Raw genomic sequence first — 19,876 nt, 5'->3', positions numbered from 1 at the left:
TCAGCACACTTCCCTGAGCGAACCGTCGGCCTCGACGATCAGCGAAAACAGCGCGCCGTGACCCACTTCGACATTCAGCAACTGCTCACGAGGCAAACCACGGGCCCGCGCCAGCAACAGACGCATCACGCCGCCATGGCTGATCAGCAACACCCGCTCCCCCGCGTGCGCCGCATGCAGTCGCATGACCGCCGCCAGCACCCGCGCAGAAAACTCGCTGACAGGCTCACCCTGCGGCGGGGTAAACCCATACGGATCCGCCCAGAACAGCCCAAGCGCTTCGGCATCGGTTTCCATCAGCGCCGCCGCGCTCTGCCCTTCCCAGGCACCGAAATGCAGCTCTTGCAGATTCTTGTCCAGAGATACTGGCAGATCCCGCTGCGCACCCAGCTCTTCAGCAAACCGCGCACAACGCTGCAACGGCGAACTGACCAGCCGATCCCACGGTCCCTGCCCGCTCACCGCCTCGCGCATCTGCGCCCAGCCTTTTTCAGTCAGCGCGTCGTCGAGGCTGCCGCGCAGGCCACCGCCGAGTTCGGTTTCACCGTGGCGCAGCAGATCCAGACGCAAGGTCATGCCGGACGATCCGCCACCGCGGCCTCGGCGAAGGTCGCCATCTGGCCGTGCAGATCACAGGCCAGACGCAACAACGGCACCGCCAGCGCAGCGCCGCTGCCCTCGCCCAGACGCAGGCCCAGTTCAAGAAGCGGCTCGGCACTCAGCGTTTCCAGCACATGACGATGGCCCGGCTCGGCGCCGCGATGACCGAACAGCAGCCACTCACGGCAAGCCGGATTCAGACGCACCGCCACCAGCGCAGCGACCGTGCAGATGAAGCCGTCCACCAGCACCGCCACACCTTCCTGAGCACAGGCCAGATACGCGCCGACCAAAGCCGCAATCTCGAAGCCGCCGAGATTGAACAGGGTCTGCAGCACATCCCCACGCTGCGCCGAGTGCAGCGCCAGCGCCCGCTCGATCACCAGCGCCTTGTGGCTGACGCCTTCGGCATTCAACCCGGTGCCGGGACCGGTCAGGTGTGCCACCGGGCAATCGAGCAGCGCACAGGCCAGCGCACTGGCGGCCGTGGTGTTGCCGATGCCCATTTCGCCACCGATGAACAATTGCGCGCCCGCCGCCTTCGCGCGCAGCACACTGTCGCGGCCGCCCTGCAAGGCGAGTTCGCCCTGTGCCCGAGTCATCGCCGCACCCTTGGCGAAATTCGCCGTGCCCTGGCCGATATTCAAGTGGCGCACGCCCGGCAGGTTCAGCGACGGGGTCACGGTGCCCAGATCCACCACTTCCAGTTGCGCACCGAGCTGCCGCGCCAGCACGCTGATCGCCGCGCCGCCGCTGACGAAATTCAGCAGCATCTGCCCGGTGACTTCCTGCGGAAACGCGGAAACCCCTTCGGCGACAACGCCATGGTCGCCAGCAAAAATCGCGATCCAGACCTGATCGAGTTTCGGCTTGATCTGCCCCTGCAATCCGGCCAGTTGCACTGCTACAGATTCCAGTCGCCCGAGGGAGCCTGCGGGTTTGGTCAATTGCTGTTGACGGGCTGCCGCGCTTTCAACGGCGTCCGTATCCACCAGTTTGCACGGGTTCAGCCACCAGGCTTGAGTCATAACGCAGGTCCTTTAAGAGTCAGGGGCAGGCCGGCGACGGTCAGGACGACTCGCTGACAACGCTCGGCCAGAGCTTGATGCAGCCAACCGGCTTCATCGACGTAGCGGCGAGTCAATTCGCCCAGCGGCACGACACCCATTCCGGTCTCGTTGCTGACAAAAATGATTTCACCCGGCAGCGACGCCAGGCATTCAAGCAGGGCTGCGCGCTCGGCGGCGAGGCGTTCGGCGTCTTCGAGCATCAGCAGATTGGTCAGCCACAGCGTCAGGCAATCCACCAGCAGGCAACGCTCGGCACTGGCGTTCTCGCGCAGCACCCGGGCCAGCTCCAGCGGCTCCTCGATCAACGCCCATTCGGCGGGACGACGGGCACGGTGATGGGCGACGCGTTCATTCATCTCGCCATCCAGCGGCTGACTGGTGGCGATGTACGTCACGGCCAGCGCGCTGTCAGTGGCGAGCTTTTCGGCCAGGCGACTTTTGCCGGAGCGGGCGCCGCCGAGGATCAACTGGAGCATGGAGGCATCCTGAAAAAAATTCGTTGAGACAACTGACCTCTTCGCGGGCAAGCCCGCTCCCACAATGGATGTCGGCCGGACATGGCACTCGAGTACACCTCAATACCCTGTGGGAGCGGGCTTGCCCGCGAAGAGGCCATCACATCCGGCCTGGATACCACAGAGTTCACACAACAGCCCGGTATCCAGATGCTTCTCCACCAGATCCGCCAAGCGCTCGATATCGCGTTCGCGCAGGCCGTGGTAATCCACCTCCTGCACATCGTTCAGACCGGCCCAGCGCAACAGCGCCGCACTGGCCGCCGGCGATTCGAACAGGCCATGCAGGTAGGTACCGAAAATCTGCCCGTCGAGACTTTGCGCGCCATCACAGCGGCCGTCATCCAGATGGACAGCAGCGTTTTCCAGCGCAGCCCCTGTCGTCACACCCGCATGAATTTCATAACCGCTGACCTCGGCATCTTCCAGCGCCAGACGCCCGCGCACATTGCGCAATTGCTTCTCGGCTTCGAGCTGCGTTTCAAACGCCAACAGCCCCAGACCGGCGCTGGAGCCCGGTGCGCCTTCCAGGCCGAGCGGATCATGCACCTGCTCGCCGAGCATTTGCAGACCGCCGCAAATCCCCAGCAGCTTGCCGCCATAGCGCAGATGACGGCGGATGGCGGTTTCCCAGCCATTGGCGCGCAGATACGCCAGGTCACTGCGCACGCTTTTCGATCCCGGCAGGATGATCAGATCGGCCGGTGGAATCGCTTGCCCCGGGCCGATGAATTGCAGGTCAACCTGCGGATGCAGTCGCAGGGGATCGAAATCGGTGTGATTGCTGATGCGCGGCAGCACCGGCACCACCACTTTCAAGACTTGCTCGGCCTTGTCGATCTGGCGCTGGTCGATGCCGTCCTCGGCTTCCAGATGCAGGTCCATCACGTACGGCAGCACGCCCACCACCGGCTTGCCGGTGCGCTGCTCCAGCCAGTCGAGGCCCGGTTGCAGCAAGGCGATATCGCCACGGAAGCGGTTGATGATGAAGCCCTTCACCCGTGCCTGTTCGCTCGGCGACAGCAGTTCCAGCGTGCCCACCAGATGGGCAAACACGCCGCCCCGATTGATGTCCGCGATCAACAGCACCGGGCAATCCACCGCTTCGGCGAAGCCCATGTTGGCGATGTCACCGGCGCGCAGATTGATCTCCGCCGGCGAGCCCGCGCCCTCGACCATCACCAGCGGATACGCAGCGCTCAAGCGCTCGTGAGAGGCCAGTACGGCCTGCATGGCGATGGCTTTGTAGTCGTGATAGGCGACGGCGTTCATGCTGGTGACCGCACGTCCATGGATGATGACCTGGGCACCGGTGTCGCTGTTGGGCTTGAGCAGCACTGGATTCATATCGGTGTGTGGCTCGAGAAACGCCGCCTGCGCCTGCACCGCTTGCGCCCGGCCGATCTCGCCGCCGTCGGCGGTCACTGCGCTGTTGAGCGCCATGTTCTGCGGTTTGAACGGCACTACGGCAACGCCCCGACGGGTTGCCCAGCGGCACAGCGCCGTCACCAGCGTACTTTTGCCAGCGTCGGAGGTGGTGCCTTGCACCATTAACGTAGTCATGCGGGTTTCTTGTCCATAGAGCGGTCCATGGCAAACGCTTGCAGGGCCTGCTCAAGACGCGCTTCATCGGCGACATTGGCGGGCAGACCGAAACGCAGGCTGCTGTTGTGCGTGAAGAGACGCAGGAGGATGCCGCGACGGGCCATGAATTCGTGGAGTGCGTGAGCATGCTCGGTGATCAGCCACTGAAACAGCGCACAGCCGCCCTGAGGCTTGAAGCCATAGCGCTCGAGCAGTGCAGCCAGCCGTTCGCTGGCTTCGTCGCTGCGGATCCGCTGGCGGGTATGACCTTCAGTGTCTTGCAGGCAGGCTTGCCCCAATACCCGGGTCGGCCCGCTGACGGCCCAGGGTCCGACCTGCTCGGCCAGCAATCTGAGCAGCTTGCGCTCCGCCAGCACGAACCCGAGTCGAACACCGGCCAGACCGAAAAACTTGCCGAACGAACGCAGGACGATCAACCCCACTTGATGCGCATGCGGGGCAAGGCTTAACTGCGGCGTGTTGTCCATGAACGCTTCATCAACCACCAGCCAGCCGCCGCGCTGGGCCAGCCGTGCGTGCCAGTCGAGCAGGCGCGCCGGAGTCAGGCTCAGGCCGGTGGGATTGTTCGGGTTGACCACCACCAGCACGTCGAGGCCGTCGAGGAAGAAATCGACTTCCTGCTCCAACACTTCGCGGACGATGTAACCGCTGCGCCGCCAGGCTTCGCCATGCTCGGCATAACACGGCGACAGCACGCCAACCTTGCCGGCCCGGCGCAATCGCGGCAACAACTGGATGGCCATCTGCGAACCGGCCACCGGCAAAACCTGCGCGGCGCCGTAGTAGTCGCACGCGGCCTGCTCCAGACCGTCATCGGTTTCCGGCAAGCGCGCCCAGGCCCGCAGCGGAATTTCCGGAACCGGAAACGGCCACGGCGCCAGACCGGTGGACAAGTCGAGCCAGTCTTCTTCCGCGATGCCGTATTCAAGCGCCGCCCTGCGCAGCCGGCCACCGTGCTCAAGCATAGAATTCAGCCCCCACGCAGAGAATCAGCAGCCATAACCATACCCCGCGCTGAACCAATTGCCAGCCACGTTCGATGGAATCGGCATCCGCCGGCGCACCCTCGCCCAGTTGCGCACGCTCGTGCAGCTCGCCGTGATAGATCGCCGGCCCGCCCAGCTCCACGCCCAAGGCACCTGCGCCGGCAGCCATCACCGGGCCGGCGTTCGGGCTGTCCCATTTCGGGCCTTGGGTGCGCCAGCATTTCAGCGCGAGTCGGGTTTTGCCGAGCAGCGCGTAGGTCAACGCCACAAGCCGTGCGGGAATGTAGTTGAGGACATCGTCGATTTTTGCCGCGGCCCAGCCGAAACGCTCGAAGCGTTCGTTGCGATAACCCCACATCGCGTCGAGGGTGTTGCTCAGACGATAGAGCACCACGCCCGGAACACCGGCCACGACAAACCAGAAGATTGCAGCGAACACCGCATCGCTGCCGTTTTCCAGCACCGACTCGGTGGCGGCACGGGCGACAGCCGTGCTGTCCAGCTCACTGGTCTGACGGCTGACCAGGTAACCCACGCGCTTGCGCGCCTCTTCCAGGTCATCGCTGCGCAAAGCCTTGGCCACCGGCTCGACGTGCTCACCGAGACTGCGCATGCCGAGGGCGCAATACAGCGCGATGATCTCGACAATCCAGCCCACATAAGGCGCCCAGGACAATGCCGTGGCAAGTAACGTCAATGGCAGCACCGCGATCACCCAAGCGGTGACACCATGGCTGCGCCACCCACGCCCGCCGGTGTTGAAACGTTGCTCGATGCGCCCGGCAAAATTGCCGAACGCCACCAGTGGATGCCAGCGCTTCGGCTCACCCAGTAGCGCATCCAGCGCGACCGCGGCGACACTCAACAACGCCACACTCATTGACTCACTCCCCAGAAATTTTCATACAGCAGCTCATTGAGCGGACGCGCCTGCGCCCACCCTTCGAGTACCAGCATCGGCGCCGGATAGAATTCCTTGACCGGCCCCAGGCAAAGCACTGCCAGCGGCTTGGCCCCGGCCGGCAGTTTCAGCAGATCGGCCAGCGCCTGCGGCTCGAACAGCGACACCCAGCCCATGCCCAGGCCTTCGGCGCGCGCCGCCAGCCACAGGTTCTGGATCGCGCAGGACAATGAGGCCATGTCCATTTCCGGTAGCGTGCGACGACCGAAAATGTGTCGTTCGCGATCATCCATCAAGGCTGCGACCAGCACTTCTGCGCAGTCATTGATGCCTTCGACCTTGAGCTTCATGAACTCGTCGCTGCGCTCGCCGAGGGCTTGGGCGGTGCGCACGCGCTCTTCTTCAACCAGGTTCTGGATCTGGCTACGCAAAGCGCGGTCGCTGATGCGGATAAAGCGCCACGGCTGCATCAGGCCGACGCTCGGCGCCTGATGCGCGGCCTCCAGCAAACGACGCAACAGTTCAGGCTCGACCGTGCCACCGCTGAAGTGGCGCATGTCGCGACGTTCGGCGATGGCGCGGTAGACCGCTTCGCGCTCGGTTTCAGTGAATGCGTTGTCGGTCATGGCACCAACAGTGCGGCAATCGCCGACGGATTCGATGGAAAGTAAAAATGCACGTACGAGGCGGTCATCCGCCCTTGCCGATACACCGCTTCGGCACCGCGCCCGCCATTGGGGCTGTGGCCACGGGCGATTGGCGTCAGTTCGGTGGTGGTCAGGGAGTGGTGATAGGTGTGGCCGCGCAACAGGCCTTCCGGCAGGTCGACCTCTTGCAAGGCCAGCGCGGCGAGGCGCTTTTGCATCACGGCATCGCCACTCAACAGGCCGACCAAGTCAGCGCGGGTGCCTTCGACATCGGTCAGCGAGCCGAGCAGGTACAGCATGCCGCCACATTCGGCGAGCAGCGGCTTGCCAGCGGCGTGATGCGCGCGGATCGCGTTGAGCATGTCGGCGTTCTGCGACAAGGCAACGTGGTGCAATTCCGGGTAGCCGCCGGGCAGGTACAAGCTGTCGGCGTCGGGCAATTGCGCATCGCGGATCGGCGAGAAGAAACTCAACTCGGCGCCCATCGCCCGCAACAGATCGAGACTGGCACCGTAGGTGAACGCGAAGGCTTCGTCGCGGGCAACGGCAATTCGCACGCCTTCGAGCAACTTTTCAGTCTCAACGATTTCTGGCGCGGCGAATTCCACGGCCGGCGGCAGCGCTACCTCGCAGGTGCCGGCCAGCGCTTCGGCGGCGGCGTCGAGGCGCACGTCGAGGTCATTGAGTTCGCTGGCCTGCACCAGACCGAGATGACGGCTTGGCAGTTCGATCCCGGTTTCACGGGACAGCGCGCCGTACCAACGCAGGCCTTCGGTCAGGCTGCCTTCGAGCAATTGCGCATGGCGCACGGTGCCAACGCGGTTGGCCAGTACCCCGGCGAACGGCAGGTCCGGCTGATAACGCGCCAGGCCCAGGGCCAGTGCGCCGAACGTTTGGGCCATCGCGGTACCATCGATCACGCCGAGCACCGGCACGCCGAAATGCCGCGCCAGATCGGCGCTCGACGGCGTACCGTCAAACAAACCCATAACGCCTTCGATCAGGATCAGATCCGCTTCGGCGGCGGCTTCCCACAACAGACGTCGACTTTCCTGCTCGCCGACCATCCACATGTCCAGTTGATAGACCGGCGCACCGCTGGCGCGCTCGAGGATCATCGGGTCGAGAAAGTCCGGACCGCACTTGAACACGCGAACCTTGCGCCCCTGATTGCGATGCAAACGGGCCAGCGCGGCGGTGACGGTGGTCTTGCCCTGACCGGAGGCCGGCGCGGCGATCAGTACCGCCGGGCAGTGACGTGGTTGATTCAAAGTTCGACGCCTTTCTGCGCTTTGATGCCGGCCTGGAAGGCGTGCTTGATCATGCCCATTTCGGTGACGGTGTCGCCCATCTCGATCATTTCCGGCTTGGCGGCGCGGCCGGTGACGATCACGTGCTGCATCGGCGGGCGGGCCTGCAGATCGCTGAGCACCTGATCCAGATCGAGGTAACCGTGCTTGAGGGCGATGTTCAGTTCATCGAGCACCACCAGACCGATCGACGGATCACGCAGCAGCTCGCGGGACACTTCCCATGCAGCTTCGGCGGCGGCGATGTCACGCTGGCGGTCCTGGGTTTCCCAGGTGAATCCCTCACCCATCACATGGAAGCGCACCTGCTCCGGGAAGCGGCGAAAGAACAGTTCCTCACCGGTGCTGTTGCGGCCCTTGATGAACTGCACCACGCCGCACTGCATGCCGTGGCCCATGGCGCGGGCGAGCATGCCGAACGCCGAGCTGCTTTTGCCTTTGCCGTTGCCGGTCAGCACCAGCACCAGGCCGCATTCATCTGGCGAATTGGCGATGCGCTCGTCGATCACGGCTTTTTTACGCTGCATGCGCGCGAGGTGACGCTCGTCGCGTTCGGGGGAATCACTCATGGGGAAGCTCTCCGTTGAGGCTGGATAACGGCGGGCAGGCACAAGAACAGACGGCAACAAGCCTGGCATCGCCCACCGTGATGCCGCTGGATGGATCAGGCCGGTCTCCGGGCTCATGAGCGGCTGGTGCCTGGCTGCGCGCCTTCCCGCTGTTAAGCAGTGGCATCCGACGCAGCTTTTACTCATTTACCGTTGCGGGGGCAGCGCCGGGATCGTGAGGGTTCATCGCTTGAAGACCCGCCTCACCGGCTTCCCTGTTTCACTCTGTCGACATGCGCCACAGAGCACCTGAAACAAGCCGCGAAGGTTAGAGGGTTGGGGGTGGAGCGTCAATTGAAGAGGGGCTTGTGCGGCGAATAACTGCCGCCGATCAATTAACTGACGCCAATCTTGTGCCACACTGCCAGCAGTGATATCAAAGAGCCATGCTTTTTGACTGCAGAGAGCACATCACAATAACAAGGGAGAGCACCATGCAAGGCATGATCATCAGCAATCCGCGGCTGGAATTCCTGCGCCCGGTGCTGGAACGCTGGTTTGACTGTATCGACCGCTACAACACCGTGCGTGGCGACAACGACACGCCCTACTGGCACGACGAAAAAGCCAACCTCGGCCTGCTGTCCGCCGCCGCATGGATGGCCGAACTGGTCACCCTGCGTGACACCGCCACCCGCAAACAGAATGAGGAAGGCGAACGCAATGCCCGTGCCGACCTGTTCCTGGCCGGCGCCGAAGATCGCGCTTACATTCAGGCGACCCAACGCTGGCCGCGCGTCAACAACCTGAATCTCACTCAGGCCCTGGCCGATATCACCAGCGATGCCAAGCGCATCAGCTACGCCAGCGATCTCAAACTCGGCTGCCTGTTCGTCGCCCCACAGAAAGCCCAGCACAGCGCCAGCCCGGAAGAACTGCAGGACATGGTCGACGACCTGCAAAAGGAACACACGTGCGCCGTCGCCTGGTACTTCCCCTACGCCTACCGCAAATTGCGCAGCGAGGCCGGCAACTACCATCCCGGCATTGCCGTGCTGTTCAAGGAGGCGCGCGGCTGAACGGTTGAACCATCGGGCTCGCGCACTTCTCTATGATTAGGAATGCATTCATAGGGAAGATCAGTAATGCGCAAGCCCCAGCTCGTTTTCGTCATCGCACTCGCCGGAGGGCTCACCGCCTGTGGTGAATCCTCCAGCCTGCAAGTCTCGGACGGCACCGGCCCATCCCCCAAACTGCCCGAACCGAATAAAACCCTGATTCCGACGGTGAACATCGCCCCGGCGATCGGCTGGCCGGCCGGTGCGAAACCAACGGCAGCCGCCGGCACCCAGGTGGCCGCATTCGCCGAAAACCTCGATCACCCGCGCTGGCTCTACGTATTGCCCAACGGTGATGTACTGGTGGCGGAAACCAATGCCCCGCCGAAACCTGACGACAGCAAGGGCATACGCGGCTGGGTGATGAAGAAAGTCATGGGCCGTGCGGGCGCAGGGGTTCCCAGCCCGAACCGCATTACCCTGCTGCGCGATGCCGACCACGACGGCGTGGCGGAAACGCGCACGGTGTTTCTGCAGAACCTGAACTCGCCGTTCGGCATGACACTGGTCGGCAATGACCTGTACGTCGCTGATACCGACCGTTTGTTACGCTTCCACTACGAACCCGGGGCAACGGAAATCAAGAGCCAGCCAATCAAGGTCGTGGACCTGCCGGGCGGCCCGCTCAACCATCACTGGACCAAGAACGTCATTGCCAGCAAGGATGGCAGCAAGCTTTACGTCACCGTCGGCTCGAACAGCAACGTCGGCGAAAACGGCCTGGATCAGGAAGAGGGCCGCGCGGCGATCTGGGAAGTGGACCGCGCCACCGGCAATCACCGGATCTTCGCTTCAGGCATTCGCAACCCCAACGGCCTCGCCTGGGAACCGAAAAGCGGCGCGCTGTGGACAGCGGTAAACGAGCGGGACGAGATCGGCAGCGATCTGGTGCCGGACTACATCACCTCGGTGAAGGACGGTGGTTTCTATGGCTGGCCGTTCAGCTATTACGGCCAGCACATCGATGTCCGCGTCGAGCCACAAAACCTGGACCTGGTGGCCAAGGCCATCGCCCCGGATTACGCCGTCGGTCCGCATACCGCCTCACTGGGCCTGACCTTTGCCGAGGGCAACACGCTGCCAGCCCAATTCAAGGAAGGCGCGTTCATCGGTCAGCACGGATCGTGGAACCGAAAGCCCCACAGTGGCTACAAGGTGATCTTCGTACCGTTTAGCGCCGGCAAGCCGAATGGAACACCTGTAGACGTACTGACAGGCTTCCTCGACAAGGATGAAAACGCCCTGGGACGCCCCGTTGGCGTGGTGATTGATCAACAAGGCGACTTACTTGTGGCAGACGACGTCGGGAACAAGGTCTGGCGAGTGTCGGCAGCCAAATAGCCCGACCCTGAAACAAAAAAACCTGTGGGAGCCGATGCGCTCCCACAGGTTTTTTATTGCTTCGAATGACTAAGGGTTATGCGCCAGATGCTCCGGCTGCAGAACACGCTTGGCACTCAGATAGGCCTTCTGCCAATAGGCCTTCGACAGGCTGTCCAGCTTCACGGTACCGCCGGTGGCTGGCGCATGAACGAAGCGCCCCTCCCCGACGTAAATCCCCGCATGACTGACCTGGGAGCCGCCATTGGTGGCGAAGAAGATCAGGTCGCCGGTCTGCAGCCCTTCCTTGCCGACATTCGGCGCCTGCATGACGATCATCTCGCGGGTAGAGCGCGGCAGGCTGATGCCGGCAGCATCGCGGTAGACGAAGCCGATCAGGCCGCTGCAATCAAAACCGGAATCCGGCGTGTTGCCGCCCCAGCGATAAGGCGTCCCAACCAGCCCGAGCGCACGGAACAGTACGTCTTCGGCAGCGGGAGAAAAAGCCTGGGAGGATCCGAACACAACCGGCGCGCGAACCACGGGGGCTGGCGGCGGAGTGCGACTGGCGCAAGCGCTGAGCAGCGCTGCGAAGAACATCAGGGCAAGGCGGGCCGTCATCGTCATAAGCAGAACATCCTGATCTGGCTGCGGCTTTTACTGCCGATTCGACAGAAAACAAAACCGCCTGCGGGGGAACGCAGGCGGTTTGCCATCAATATAGATCAGGATTCTAGCGGCTACGCGGCAAACTTCAAGTAAGACTTTAACTTCACCTTGTAAAGTTTAAGTCTATTGCCCCTGAAGGACCGCTTGTCGCCACGAGCGTGGCGACATAGGCGTGATTACTTGCGAGCGGTAACCACGGTTGGAGCGTTCGCCAAAGCACGTTTGGCTTCGATGAAGGACTTGCTCCAGTAGCTGTCACCCAGACTGTCGATACGGACACCGCCACTGCGACGACTGCTGGAGTGGATGAACTGATTGTCGCCCAGATAGATCCCGGCGTGGCTTACACGACCGCGACGACCATTGGTGGCGAAGAACAGCAGATCGCCCGGCTCGAGGTTGCCGCGCGAAACCAGCGGGGCATCCACGTTGATCATTTCGCGAGTGGAGCGTGGCAGGTTCATGCCGGCTTCTTCGCGGAAGAGGTAGCCGATGAAACCGCTGCAATCGAACCCGGCTTCAGAGGTGCCGCCGAAACGGTAACGGGTACCGATCAGGGACATGCCGCGTTCAAGAATGCTGTCGGCCAGAACCGGAAGCTGGTAAGGCTTCTTGCCGTTGAAGTCGGCCAGTTCCTTTTCGGTGTCCAGCTCTTCCTGATAAATAACGGAAGACTGGGCGGTAGCAGAATTTTTAGCCTGCTGTTGCTGCTCTTGATTGACAGGTGAATGAGCAGCGCAACCGAACAACAGGGTGACGAGTGCGAGAGGCACGAGGGGTGCGAAGCGCTTTAGCATGGGCACGACCGTGGCTGATAGTTGTAAAGAAGCCGAGACTATGCCCGCTATCAGCCTCATTTGCAAATTCAATCGATCTTTTTGTGACTTCTCGGTTTCTCGTTTACATCTAAGCGCTTAAGCCTATTTGAATCGAGACGCGGCCTGCGCAATGCACAGGAAAGCGGATTTTCTGGCGCCTGAAATATGCCGAAACCGGCTGAGAGCCCCGGTTTTACCAGCCCAGGGTTTCTTTCAGGAAGGGAATGGTCAGCTTGCGTTGAGCCTGCAAAGAGGCCTGATCGAGCTGCTCGAGCAGGTCAAAAAGCGCGCTCATGCTGCGGGTACCGCGAGTCAAAATAAAATGCCCGACTTCGTCGGTCAGGTGCAGACCGCGACGGGATGCGCGCAATTGCAGGGCGCGCAATTTGTCTTCATCGGAGAGAGGACGCATCTGGAAAATCAGCGCCAGGGTCAGGCGCGATTTCAAGTCCGCCAGTTTCACCGGTAATTCACGTGGCGAGGTGGAGGCGGCAATCAGCAACCTGCGACCGCTGTCACGCAGACGGTTGAACAGGTGAAACATCGCCTCTTCCCAATCGGACTTGCCGGCAATCACCTGCAGGTCATCCAGGCAGACCAGTTCGTACTGTTCGAGGTTGTCGAGGATTTCGATGCCGCGATCCATCAACTCGGCCAGCGGCAGGTACACCGCCGGTTCGCCCATCTGTTCGAAACGCAGGCACGCGGCCTGCAACAGATGCGTACGCCCCACCCCGTGTTTGCCCCACAGATAGATCAGGCTTTCGGTCCAGCCGGCGTCGGCTTCGCATAGACGCTCGACATAGCCGAGTGCAGCGGCATTGGCGCCTGGGTAGTAGTTGATGAAGGTGGCGTCGTCACGCAGACGCACACCTAGGGGCAGCTGAATCGGTTTCATGCTGACTGAACAGTTCCCAAGGAACCGTTAGTGGCCTCTGTGTAAAGTGTGCGAAGTTTATACCCGTGAAGCGGAGCGCACAATGCGACAGACCCCAAGCAAAATCAAAGGTTTGCGTTAACACGCTGGTTTTATGACAGTTTCTTTGGCGCACAGGCGTCAGCATTGCCTGCACGAGACGGGCCAACCCGGCAATCCACCGGGCGGCCCTCCCTCATGTTACAGCTTCGGATCATCCACTCCGCTGTACATGTCAGAGTCCTTGTACAAGTCATGAACGTGACGCACCAGCACCATGATCACCGCCGCCACAGGCAACGCCAGCAACACACCGGTAAAACCGAACAGCTCGCCGCCAGCCAGAATGGCAAAGATCACCGCCACCGGATGCAGGCCGATTCGATCACCGACCAGCAATGGCGTCAGCACCATACCCTCCAGGGCCTGCCCCACCATGAATACCGCGACAATCCCGATCATCGGGTACAGGTCGCCGCCGAACTGGAACAGCCCGGCAATCAGCGCCGCGCCGATCCCGATCACAAACCCCATATAAGGCACAATGGCCGCCAGCCCGGCGATCAGGCCGATCAACAGGCCCAGTTCCAGACCGACAATCATCAGGCCCGCCGCATAGATCACGCCCAGCGCCAGCATCACCAGCAACTGCCCCCGCACGAAAGCGCCAAGCACCTCGTGACATTCGCCCGCCAGCGCCACCACGCGCTCTTCACGATCACGCGGCAACAGGCTGCGGATCTTGGCCATCATCACGTCCCAGTCGCGCAGCAGATAGAAACTGACCACCGGGATCAACACCAGATTCGCCAGCCAGCCGATCAGGGCCAGACTGGAGGCTGTGGCCTGACTCAGCACCACGCCGACGATGTCGGTGGTCTGGCCCATGTGCTCGGTGATCGCAGCCTTGACCTTGTCGAACTTCCAGAAGCCATCCGCCAGCCCCAGCTTCGACTGCGCCCAAGGCAGCGCCGTGTGCTGCAGCCAGTCGAGCATCTGCGGTGCCAGCTCGTAAAGACGCAGCAGTTGCTTGGCGAGCATCGGCACCAGCACCAGCAACAACGTAGTGACGATCAGAGTGAACACGGCAAATACCGCGATCACGCCCCAGGTGCGGGACAGTCCGAGGCGCTCCAGACGGTCCACCAGCGGGTCGAACAGATACGCGAGCAACAGCGCCACCAGAAACGGCGTGAGGATCGGATGCAGCAACCAGACAAACGCGCAAAGCAGGAGCACCCCACCGAGCCAGAACCAACGCCGCGTATCGGCCATGTAACACTCCATTGCTTCTATATATGAAAGAAAAACCTACCAGCGGAATCGCAACGACGGCGCCGCAGGAACCGGCGCCGGTGCAACGACAGGCGCACCGCCTGGCACCGCAGGCTGCGGAGCCACCGGAGCCGGCGCCTCGGCCGGCACTTCCTGTAACTTCGCCAGCGACAACTGCGCCCGCAACTGATCGGCACTGCCGTTGACCCGATAGACGATACGATCGGCATCGACACTCTGCAGCCGCACACCAAACGGTTCGAGCATCCGCAGCAACGTTGCGTAATGCTCCAGATTCATGCCCTGCACTTCCAGAGTCTGCTGCCCCGAGGCACCCGGTTTGGCGACAAAGCGAGGCGCCAGGCGCTCGGCGACCGCCAGCATCACAGCATCGGCAACAGCGGCCTGATCAGCCCCCTGCACGCTTCCCGCCTCTTTTTGATCCCCCAGCCACAAATGCCACTTGGCCTGCCACTGACCGCCTTCTTCACGGGCATGCACGGCGAGCAGTGCATCGGCGCTGTAACGTTCCGAGGCGGCATTCAGCGGCGCGGGGTCGGAACCTTCGAGCGTCGGAGCGGTTGCAACCAATTGCTCACTCAGGTCCGCCAGCGGCAAACGCAATGGCAAACCTCTGTGTTGGGCGGCACGTCGCAACGGCGCGGCACTGGCCTGACCATCACCCACAAGACTCGCCCCCTCAGCGGAGTCGTTCAGCCACCAGCCCAGGATCGACGGCCGACTGGCGCCCCACAGCGACAACCCGGCACGGCGCAGCGCCTGCTCGGTGGTAGCCGGGTCGAAATCGACCTTCAATACTTCCGGCGGCCCGGCATCGAAACCGAACTGACTGATGATCTGCTGCGGATCCTTGCGAATCGGCGCCAGCCCGGGGTTCTGCGGCGCCTTCGGGTCACCGGTCAGACGCAACACCAGCGTATCCAGTGCAGCCTGGGTAGCGCGATCACGCTCCTCGGGCGACTGGCCATTAACCGGCTCGCGAACCTGATAAAGACCTTTGATGTTTTCGGCCTGGCTCGCCAGACTGAAGAGAGACAAGCAGCCCACAAACAGCAATTTACACAAACGCATGGAGAATTCCCGTCGACAAGAGCGGCTGGAACAGGCCGCGTGAACCGGATAGAGCAAGCCTGTGACCACAAGCCGTTGCAAAACATTCACACGCTGGCGGTAAGTTTTTGCACAGTCCTAACGATAGACGGTTCCTTATACAGGCACCCGTGATGTCACCCACAGCTTCAATTGCAAAATTTTTCGGCCGATATGGCCCTGCCCGTCGGCGCGAGGATGGCCGCTGCCCCTCAAGCCTGATAAAATCGCGCGCCTTCGCAGACCGGCAACAGCCGGGCACATCGAAATTCGCGTGAGGCAATCGCCCCCGTCGGTTTCGGCGTTCCCGCTGGACTCGGTCGTTACCCCTGAATCCCCTCCCCTAAAGGCCTGGATCATGAGCAAGCAACCCTCCCTGAGCTACAAGGACGCCGGTGTAGACATCGACGCCGGTGAAGCATTGGTCGAACGCATCAAGAGCGTCGCCAAGCGCACTGCGCGCCCGGAAGTCATGGGCGGACTGGGCGGTTTCGGCGCCCTCTGCGAAATCCCGGCCGGCTATAAACAGCCCGTACTGGTTTCCGGCACCGACGGCGTCGGCACCAAACTGCGTCTGGCACTGAACCTGAACAAGCACGACAGCATCGGCCAGGATCTGGTCGCCATGTGCGTCAACGACCTGGTGGTATGCGGTGCCGAGCCGCTGTTCTTCCTCGACTACTACGCCACCGGCAAGCTGAATGTCGACGTTGCCGCCACCGTCGTCACCGGTATCGGCGCAGGCTGCGAACTGGCTGGCTGCTCGCTGGTGGGCGGCGAAACCGCTGAAATGCCTGGCATGTACGAAGGCGAAGACTACGACCTGGCCGGCTTCTGCGTCGGCGTTGTGGAAAAAGCGGAAATCATCGACGGCTCGAAAGTCGCCACTGGTGACGCCCTGATCGCCCTGCCATCGTCCGGCCCGCACTCCAACGGCTACTCGCTGATCCGCAAGATCATCGAAGTCTCCGGCGCCGACATCGAAACCGTTCAGCTCGACGGCAAGCCGCTGACCGATCTGCTGATGGCCCCGACCCGCATCTACGTGAAGCCGCTGCTCAAGCTGATCAAGGACACCGGCGCCGTCAAGGCCATGGCCCACATCACCGGTGGCGGCCTGCTGGACAACATCCCGCGCGTTCTGCCAAAAGGCGCTCAAGCCGTGGTTGACGTGGCCAGCTGGACTCGCCCGGCCGTCTTCGACTGGCTGCAAGAGCAAGGCAACGTCGACGAAACCGAAATGCACCGCGTACTGAACTGCGGCGTGGGCATGGTCATCTGCGTGGCTCAGGAGCACGTTGAATCTGCACTGAGCAACCTGCGTGAAGCCGGCGAACAGCCTTGGGTCATCGGCCAGATCGGTGTCGCTGCCGAAGGCGCGGCCCAGGTCGAGCTGAAAAACCTCAAGGCTCACTAATGCCTAATACCTGTGATGTCGTGGTGCTGTTGTCCGGCACCGGCAGTAACTTGCAGGCCCTGATCGACAGCACGCGGGCCGGCGACAGCCCGGTCCGCATCGCCGCGGTGATATCCAACCGCGCCGACGCCTACGGCCTGCAACGCGCCAGTGACGCGGGTATCGCCACCCGCTCGCTGGATCACAAGGGTTTCGAAGGTCGCGAGGCCTTCGATGCCGCCCTGATCGAACTGATCGACGAATTCAATCCGAAACTCGTGGTACTGGCCGGTTTCATGCGCATTCTCAGCGCTGACTTCGTCCGTCACTACCAGGGTCGCCTGCTCAACATCCACCCCTCGCTGCTACCCAAATACAAAGGGTTACACACTCATCAGCGCGCGCTGGAAGCCGGCGACGCCGAACACGGCTGCTCCGTGCACTTCGTCACCGAGGAACTCGATGGCGGGCCACTGGTCGTACAGGCAGTAATACCGGTAGAGTTGCACGATTCGCCACAGAGTCTGGCGCAACGGGTTCATGTTCAGGAGCACCTGATCTACCCGATGGCCGTACGCTGGTTTGCCGAAGGACGGCTGGCCCTCGGCGAGCAAGGTGCTTTACTGGATGGCCAGTTACTCGGGGCCAGCGGTCACTTGATTCGAAACTAGGAGATTTTATGCGTCGCGCCCTGCTCTTCGCTTGCGCTCTGCTCACCCTGCCTTTCGCGCAGGCGGCAGACCTTCAACCGTTCTCCGCCAGCTACACCGCCGACTGGAAGCAGCTGCCCATGAGCGGAACCGCCGAACGCAGCCTGACCAAGGAAGCGAACGGCGTCTGGAAACTCAGCTTCAAGGCTTCGATGATGATCGCCAGCCTGACTGAAGAAAGCACCCTGACCCTGGACAAGGACACCCTGCTGCCACAGTCCTACCACTTCGAACGTGGTGGCCTGGGCAAGGCGAAAAAGGCTGATCTGGACTTCGACTGGAACAACAAGCTCGTCACCGGCACCGACCGTGGCGACGCGGTGAAAGTCCCGCTCAACCGCGGCATGGTCGACAAATCCACCTATCAATTGGCGCTGCAGCATGACGTGGCCGCCGGCAAGAAAAGTATGAGCTATCAGGTAGTCGATGATGGCGAAGTCGATACCTACGACTTCCGCGTGCTGGGTTCGGAGAAGGTCGAAACCAAAGCCGGCCAGATCGATGCGATCAAGGTCGAACGCGTGCGTGATCCGACACAAAGCAAGCGCACCACTGTCATGTGGTTCGCCAAGGATTGGGATTACCTGCTGGTTCGCCTGCAACAGGTCGAGACCGACGGCAAGGAGTACAACATCATGCTCCAGGACGGCACGGTCAACGGCAAAACAGTCAAAGGCAGCTGATTCAACAAAAAGCCCCGCAAACGCGGGGCTTTTTTTCGCCTGTCGAACGCTGATCAGACCGAGAACCTGGCCACCATGCTGTTCAGGTCCACCGCCAGCCGCGACAGCTCCTGGCTCGCAGCGCTGGTCTGATTGGCCCCCGCCGAAGTCTGCATCGCCAGATCGCGGATGTTCATCAGGTTGCGGTCCACTTCCCGCGCCACGGCGGCCTGCTCTTCCGACGCACTGGCGATCACCAGGTTGCGCTCGTTGATCAAGGTAAACGCCGAAGCGATTTCCTCCAGCGCCACGCCAGCGGCCTTCGCCAGCTCCAGGGTCGAGCGTGCGCGAATGTTGCTCTGCTGCATCGAGCTGACTGCCGAATCGGTGCCCTGCTGAATGCCGCCGATCATCTGCTCGATCTCCTGGGTCGACTGCTGAGTGCGATGGGCCAGCGCCCGCACTTCGTCCGCCACCACCGCAAAACCCCGCCCGGCATCCCCCGCCCGCGCGGCTTCGATCGCCGCGTTCAGCGCCAGCAGATTGGTCTGTTCGGCAATCGAGCGGATCACGTCCAGCACCTTGCTGATGCTGTAGACCTTCTGTGCCAGATCCTCAACTTGCGTAGCGTTGGCGGTTACGTCATCCGCCAGCAGCTCGATGGACGACACGGTCTGCTGCACCTGCTCGCGACCATGCTGGGCAATGCGATCAGACTCACGGGAAGCCTCGGAAGTCGCGACGGCATTGCTGGCTACCTCCTCCACGGCGGCGGTCATCTGGTTGACCGCCGTGGCGGCCTGTTCAATTTCCAGACTCTGCTGGTGCAGCCCTCGCGTCGCGTCTTCGGTAACGCAGCTCAACTCCTCCGAGGCCGAAGCCAGTTGACTGGACGACTCCGAGATTCGGCGGATGGTGTCCCGCAGATTGTGCTGCATGCTTTTGAGCGCGTGCAGCAGCCGCGCCGGTTCGTCCTTGCCGGAGATGCTGATATCACCGGTCAGATCGCCACCGGCCACCACTTCCGCGACATTGAGCGATTGCGACAGCGGCAGCACGATGCTGCGGGTCAGCAATAACGCCAGCGCAATGGTAATCAGCGCGGTAATGCCGATCATCACCCCGACCCAGACCCGCGAATTGGTGAACACCAGCCGTGCGGCCTCAGTGGCCAGATTGGCGTTGTGCTTGTTCAGCTCGACCAGTTCACGCAGGGTCACTGCGATTTCATCCGCCAGCGGGCTCATTTGCCCGTTGAGAATGGCGGCCGCCTCCTCCACTCGTCCTTGAGCGGACAAGGTCATCACCTGCGCTTGAAACTCCAGATATTTGTGTTCGGCGACCTTGAAGCGGTCGAACAGCGCGCGCTCTTCGGGCAATACGATCAGGATGTCGTAACGTTGTTGGGCTTCGCTCAACACACTGCGCAGCTCATTGAGCTTGGCCACATTCTGGTCCAGGGCCTGCGGATCGCGATTGAGCAACAGACGCATGGTCAGGGCGCGCAGACGCAGCATGTCCTGACTCATTTCACCCACGGCCATCACGCTGGGCAGCCAGTTCTTGTCGACCTCGTCGGACTGGGCTCGCATGTTCGACATCTGCAGCAGGGCGAATGCGCCAAGGGCAAACACCATCAGCGCCAGCACGCCAAAACCCAGTCCGGCCCGGGGTGCAATATTGAGACTACGGATACTCAT

General features: G+C 62.1%; 20 protein-coding genes and 1 riboswitch. Of the genes, 5 read left to right on the top strand and 15 right to left on the bottom strand.

Annotation, left to right across the window (positions count from 1 at the left end):
• The 9 genes from cobC to cobO all read right to left on the bottom strand — a co-directional run bounded on the left by cobC (position 1) and on the right by cobO (position 8,203).
• Positions 1-576, bottom strand: coding sequence for an alpha-ribazole phosphatase family protein (gene cobC, locus C6Y56_RS08375; RefSeq protein ID WP_169429477.1), 576 nt, complete (start codon positions 574-576; stop codon positions 1-3).
• Positions 573-1,628 (bottom strand): nicotinate-nucleotide--dimethylbenzimidazole phosphoribosyltransferase, encoded by a 1,056-nt coding sequence (gene cobT, locus C6Y56_RS08370; RefSeq protein ID WP_169429476.1) that lies wholly within the window; start codon positions 1,626-1,628, stop codon positions 573-575. The genes cobC and cobT overlap by 4 nt, the downstream gene beginning before the upstream one ends.
• Positions 1,625-2,146 (bottom strand): bifunctional adenosylcobinamide kinase/adenosylcobinamide-phosphate guanylyltransferase, encoded by a 522-nt coding sequence (gene cobU / locus C6Y56_RS08365; RefSeq protein ID WP_169429475.1) that lies wholly within the window; start codon positions 2,144-2,146, stop codon positions 1,625-1,627. The genes cobT and cobU overlap by 4 nt, the downstream gene beginning before the upstream one ends.
• A gap of 99 nt (positions 2,147-2,245) precedes the next feature.
• Positions 2,246-3,748, bottom strand: a complete 1,503-nt coding sequence (locus tag C6Y56_RS08360) for a cobyric acid synthase (protein ID WP_169429474.1) — start codon at positions 3,746-3,748, stop codon at positions 2,246-2,248.
• On the bottom strand, positions 3,745-4,755 hold the full coding sequence (cobD, locus tag C6Y56_RS08355) for a threonine-phosphate decarboxylase CobD (RefSeq protein ID WP_169429473.1): 1,011 nt from the start codon (positions 4,753-4,755) through the stop codon (positions 3,745-3,747). Before cobD ends, C6Y56_RS08360 begins: the two co-directional genes overlap by 4 nt.
• Complete coding sequence (cbiB, locus tag C6Y56_RS08350) at positions 4,748-5,656, bottom strand: adenosylcobinamide-phosphate synthase CbiB (RefSeq protein WP_169429472.1); 909 nt, start codon at positions 5,654-5,656, stop codon at positions 4,748-4,750. The genes cobD and cbiB overlap by 8 nt, the downstream gene beginning before the upstream one ends.
• Positions 5,653-6,303, bottom strand: coding sequence for a 5,6-dimethylbenzimidazole synthase (gene bluB, locus C6Y56_RS08345; protein WP_169429471.1), 651 nt, complete (start codon positions 6,301-6,303; stop codon positions 5,653-5,655). Before bluB ends, cbiB begins: the two co-directional genes overlap by 4 nt.
• The gene (locus C6Y56_RS08340) at positions 6,300-7,595 is read right to left on the bottom strand and encodes a cobyrinate a,c-diamide synthase (protein WP_169429470.1); all 1,296 of its coding nucleotides are present in this window, start codon (positions 7,593-7,595) and stop codon (positions 6,300-6,302) included. The genes bluB and C6Y56_RS08340 overlap by 4 nt, the downstream gene beginning before the upstream one ends.
• Entirely contained in the window at positions 7,592-8,203 is a 612-nt protein-coding gene (gene cobO, locus C6Y56_RS08335) for a cob(I)yrinic acid a,c-diamide adenosyltransferase (RefSeq protein ID WP_127797339.1), read from the bottom strand. The genes C6Y56_RS08340 and cobO overlap by 4 nt, the downstream gene beginning before the upstream one ends.
• 81 nt (positions 8,204-8,284) lie before the next feature.
• Positions 8,285-8,510: riboswitch (cobalamin riboswitch) on the bottom strand.
• 166 nt (positions 8,511-8,676) lie between these two features.
• Here cobO and C6Y56_RS08330 point away from each other — a divergent pair.
• Together C6Y56_RS08330 and C6Y56_RS08325 are read left to right on the top strand one after the other, a co-directional pair.
• Positions 8,677-9,261, top strand: a complete 585-nt coding sequence (locus tag C6Y56_RS08330) for a hypothetical protein (protein WP_169429469.1) — start codon at positions 8,677-8,679, stop codon at positions 9,259-9,261.
• Between the two features lie 66 nt (positions 9,262-9,327).
• On the top strand, positions 9,328-10,641 hold the full coding sequence (locus C6Y56_RS08325; RefSeq protein ID WP_169429468.1) for a PQQ-dependent sugar dehydrogenase: 1,314 nt from the start codon (positions 9,328-9,330) through the stop codon (positions 10,639-10,641).
• A gap of 69 nt (positions 10,642-10,710) precedes the next feature.
• Here the strand turns inward: C6Y56_RS08325 and C6Y56_RS08320 are convergent, their stop codons facing one another.
• The 5 genes from C6Y56_RS08320 to C6Y56_RS08300 form a co-directional block, all read right to left on the bottom strand.
• Positions 10,711-11,247, bottom strand: a complete 537-nt coding sequence (locus C6Y56_RS08320; RefSeq protein ID WP_169429467.1) for a C40 family peptidase — start codon at positions 11,245-11,247, stop codon at positions 10,711-10,713.
• A gap of 218 nt (positions 11,248-11,465) precedes the next feature.
• Positions 11,466-12,086, bottom strand: coding sequence for a C40 family peptidase (locus C6Y56_RS08315; protein ID WP_169429466.1), 621 nt, complete (start codon positions 12,084-12,086; stop codon positions 11,466-11,468).
• A gap of 214 nt (positions 12,087-12,300) precedes the next feature.
• Entirely contained in the window at positions 12,301-13,005 is a 705-nt protein-coding gene (hda, locus tag C6Y56_RS08310) for a DnaA regulatory inactivator Hda (protein WP_169429465.1), read from the bottom strand.
• A gap of 219 nt (positions 13,006-13,224) precedes the next feature.
• Positions 13,225-14,298 (bottom strand): AI-2E family transporter, encoded by a 1,074-nt coding sequence (locus C6Y56_RS08305; protein WP_169429464.1) that lies wholly within the window; start codon positions 14,296-14,298, stop codon positions 13,225-13,227.
• 36 nt (positions 14,299-14,334) lie between these two features.
• Entirely contained in the window at positions 14,335-15,390 is a 1,056-nt protein-coding gene (locus C6Y56_RS08300; protein ID WP_169429463.1) for a DUF2066 domain-containing protein, read from the bottom strand.
• 376 nt (positions 15,391-15,766) lie between these two features.
• Here C6Y56_RS08300 and purM point away from each other — a divergent pair, with 376 nt between their 5' ends.
• The 3 genes from purM to C6Y56_RS08285 are packed head-to-tail and all read left to right on the top strand — an operon-like array spanning position 15,767 to position 18,197.
• On the top strand, positions 15,767-16,825 hold the full coding sequence (gene purM, locus C6Y56_RS08295) for a phosphoribosylformylglycinamidine cyclo-ligase (RefSeq protein WP_169429462.1): 1,059 nt from the start codon (positions 15,767-15,769) through the stop codon (positions 16,823-16,825).
• On the top strand, positions 16,825-17,475 hold the full coding sequence (gene purN / locus C6Y56_RS08290; RefSeq protein ID WP_169429461.1) for a phosphoribosylglycinamide formyltransferase: 651 nt from the start codon (positions 16,825-16,827) through the stop codon (positions 17,473-17,475). Before purM ends, purN begins: the two co-directional genes overlap by 1 nt.
• An 8-nt stretch (positions 17,476-17,483) precedes the next feature.
• A complete protein-coding gene (locus tag C6Y56_RS08285; RefSeq protein WP_169429460.1) occupies positions 17,484-18,197 on the top strand; it encodes a DUF3108 domain-containing protein in 714 nt (237 codons plus the stop codon).
• A 53-nt stretch (positions 18,198-18,250) separates the two neighbouring features.
• On the opposite strand, the gene C6Y56_RS08280 is transcribed toward C6Y56_RS08285, so the two are convergent.
• A complete protein-coding gene (locus C6Y56_RS08280; RefSeq protein ID WP_169429459.1) occupies positions 18,251-19,876 on the bottom strand; it encodes a methyl-accepting chemotaxis protein in 1,626 nt (541 codons plus the stop codon).

It is taken from the genome of Pseudomonas fluorescens (assembly GCF_012974785.1).
GTDB lineage: Bacteria > Pseudomonadota > Gammaproteobacteria > Pseudomonadales > Pseudomonadaceae > Aquipseudomonas > Aquipseudomonas fluorescens_BT.
The sequence above is the reverse complement of the archived record's forward strand: the minus strand, read 5'-3'. Positions and strand labels throughout refer to the sequence as shown.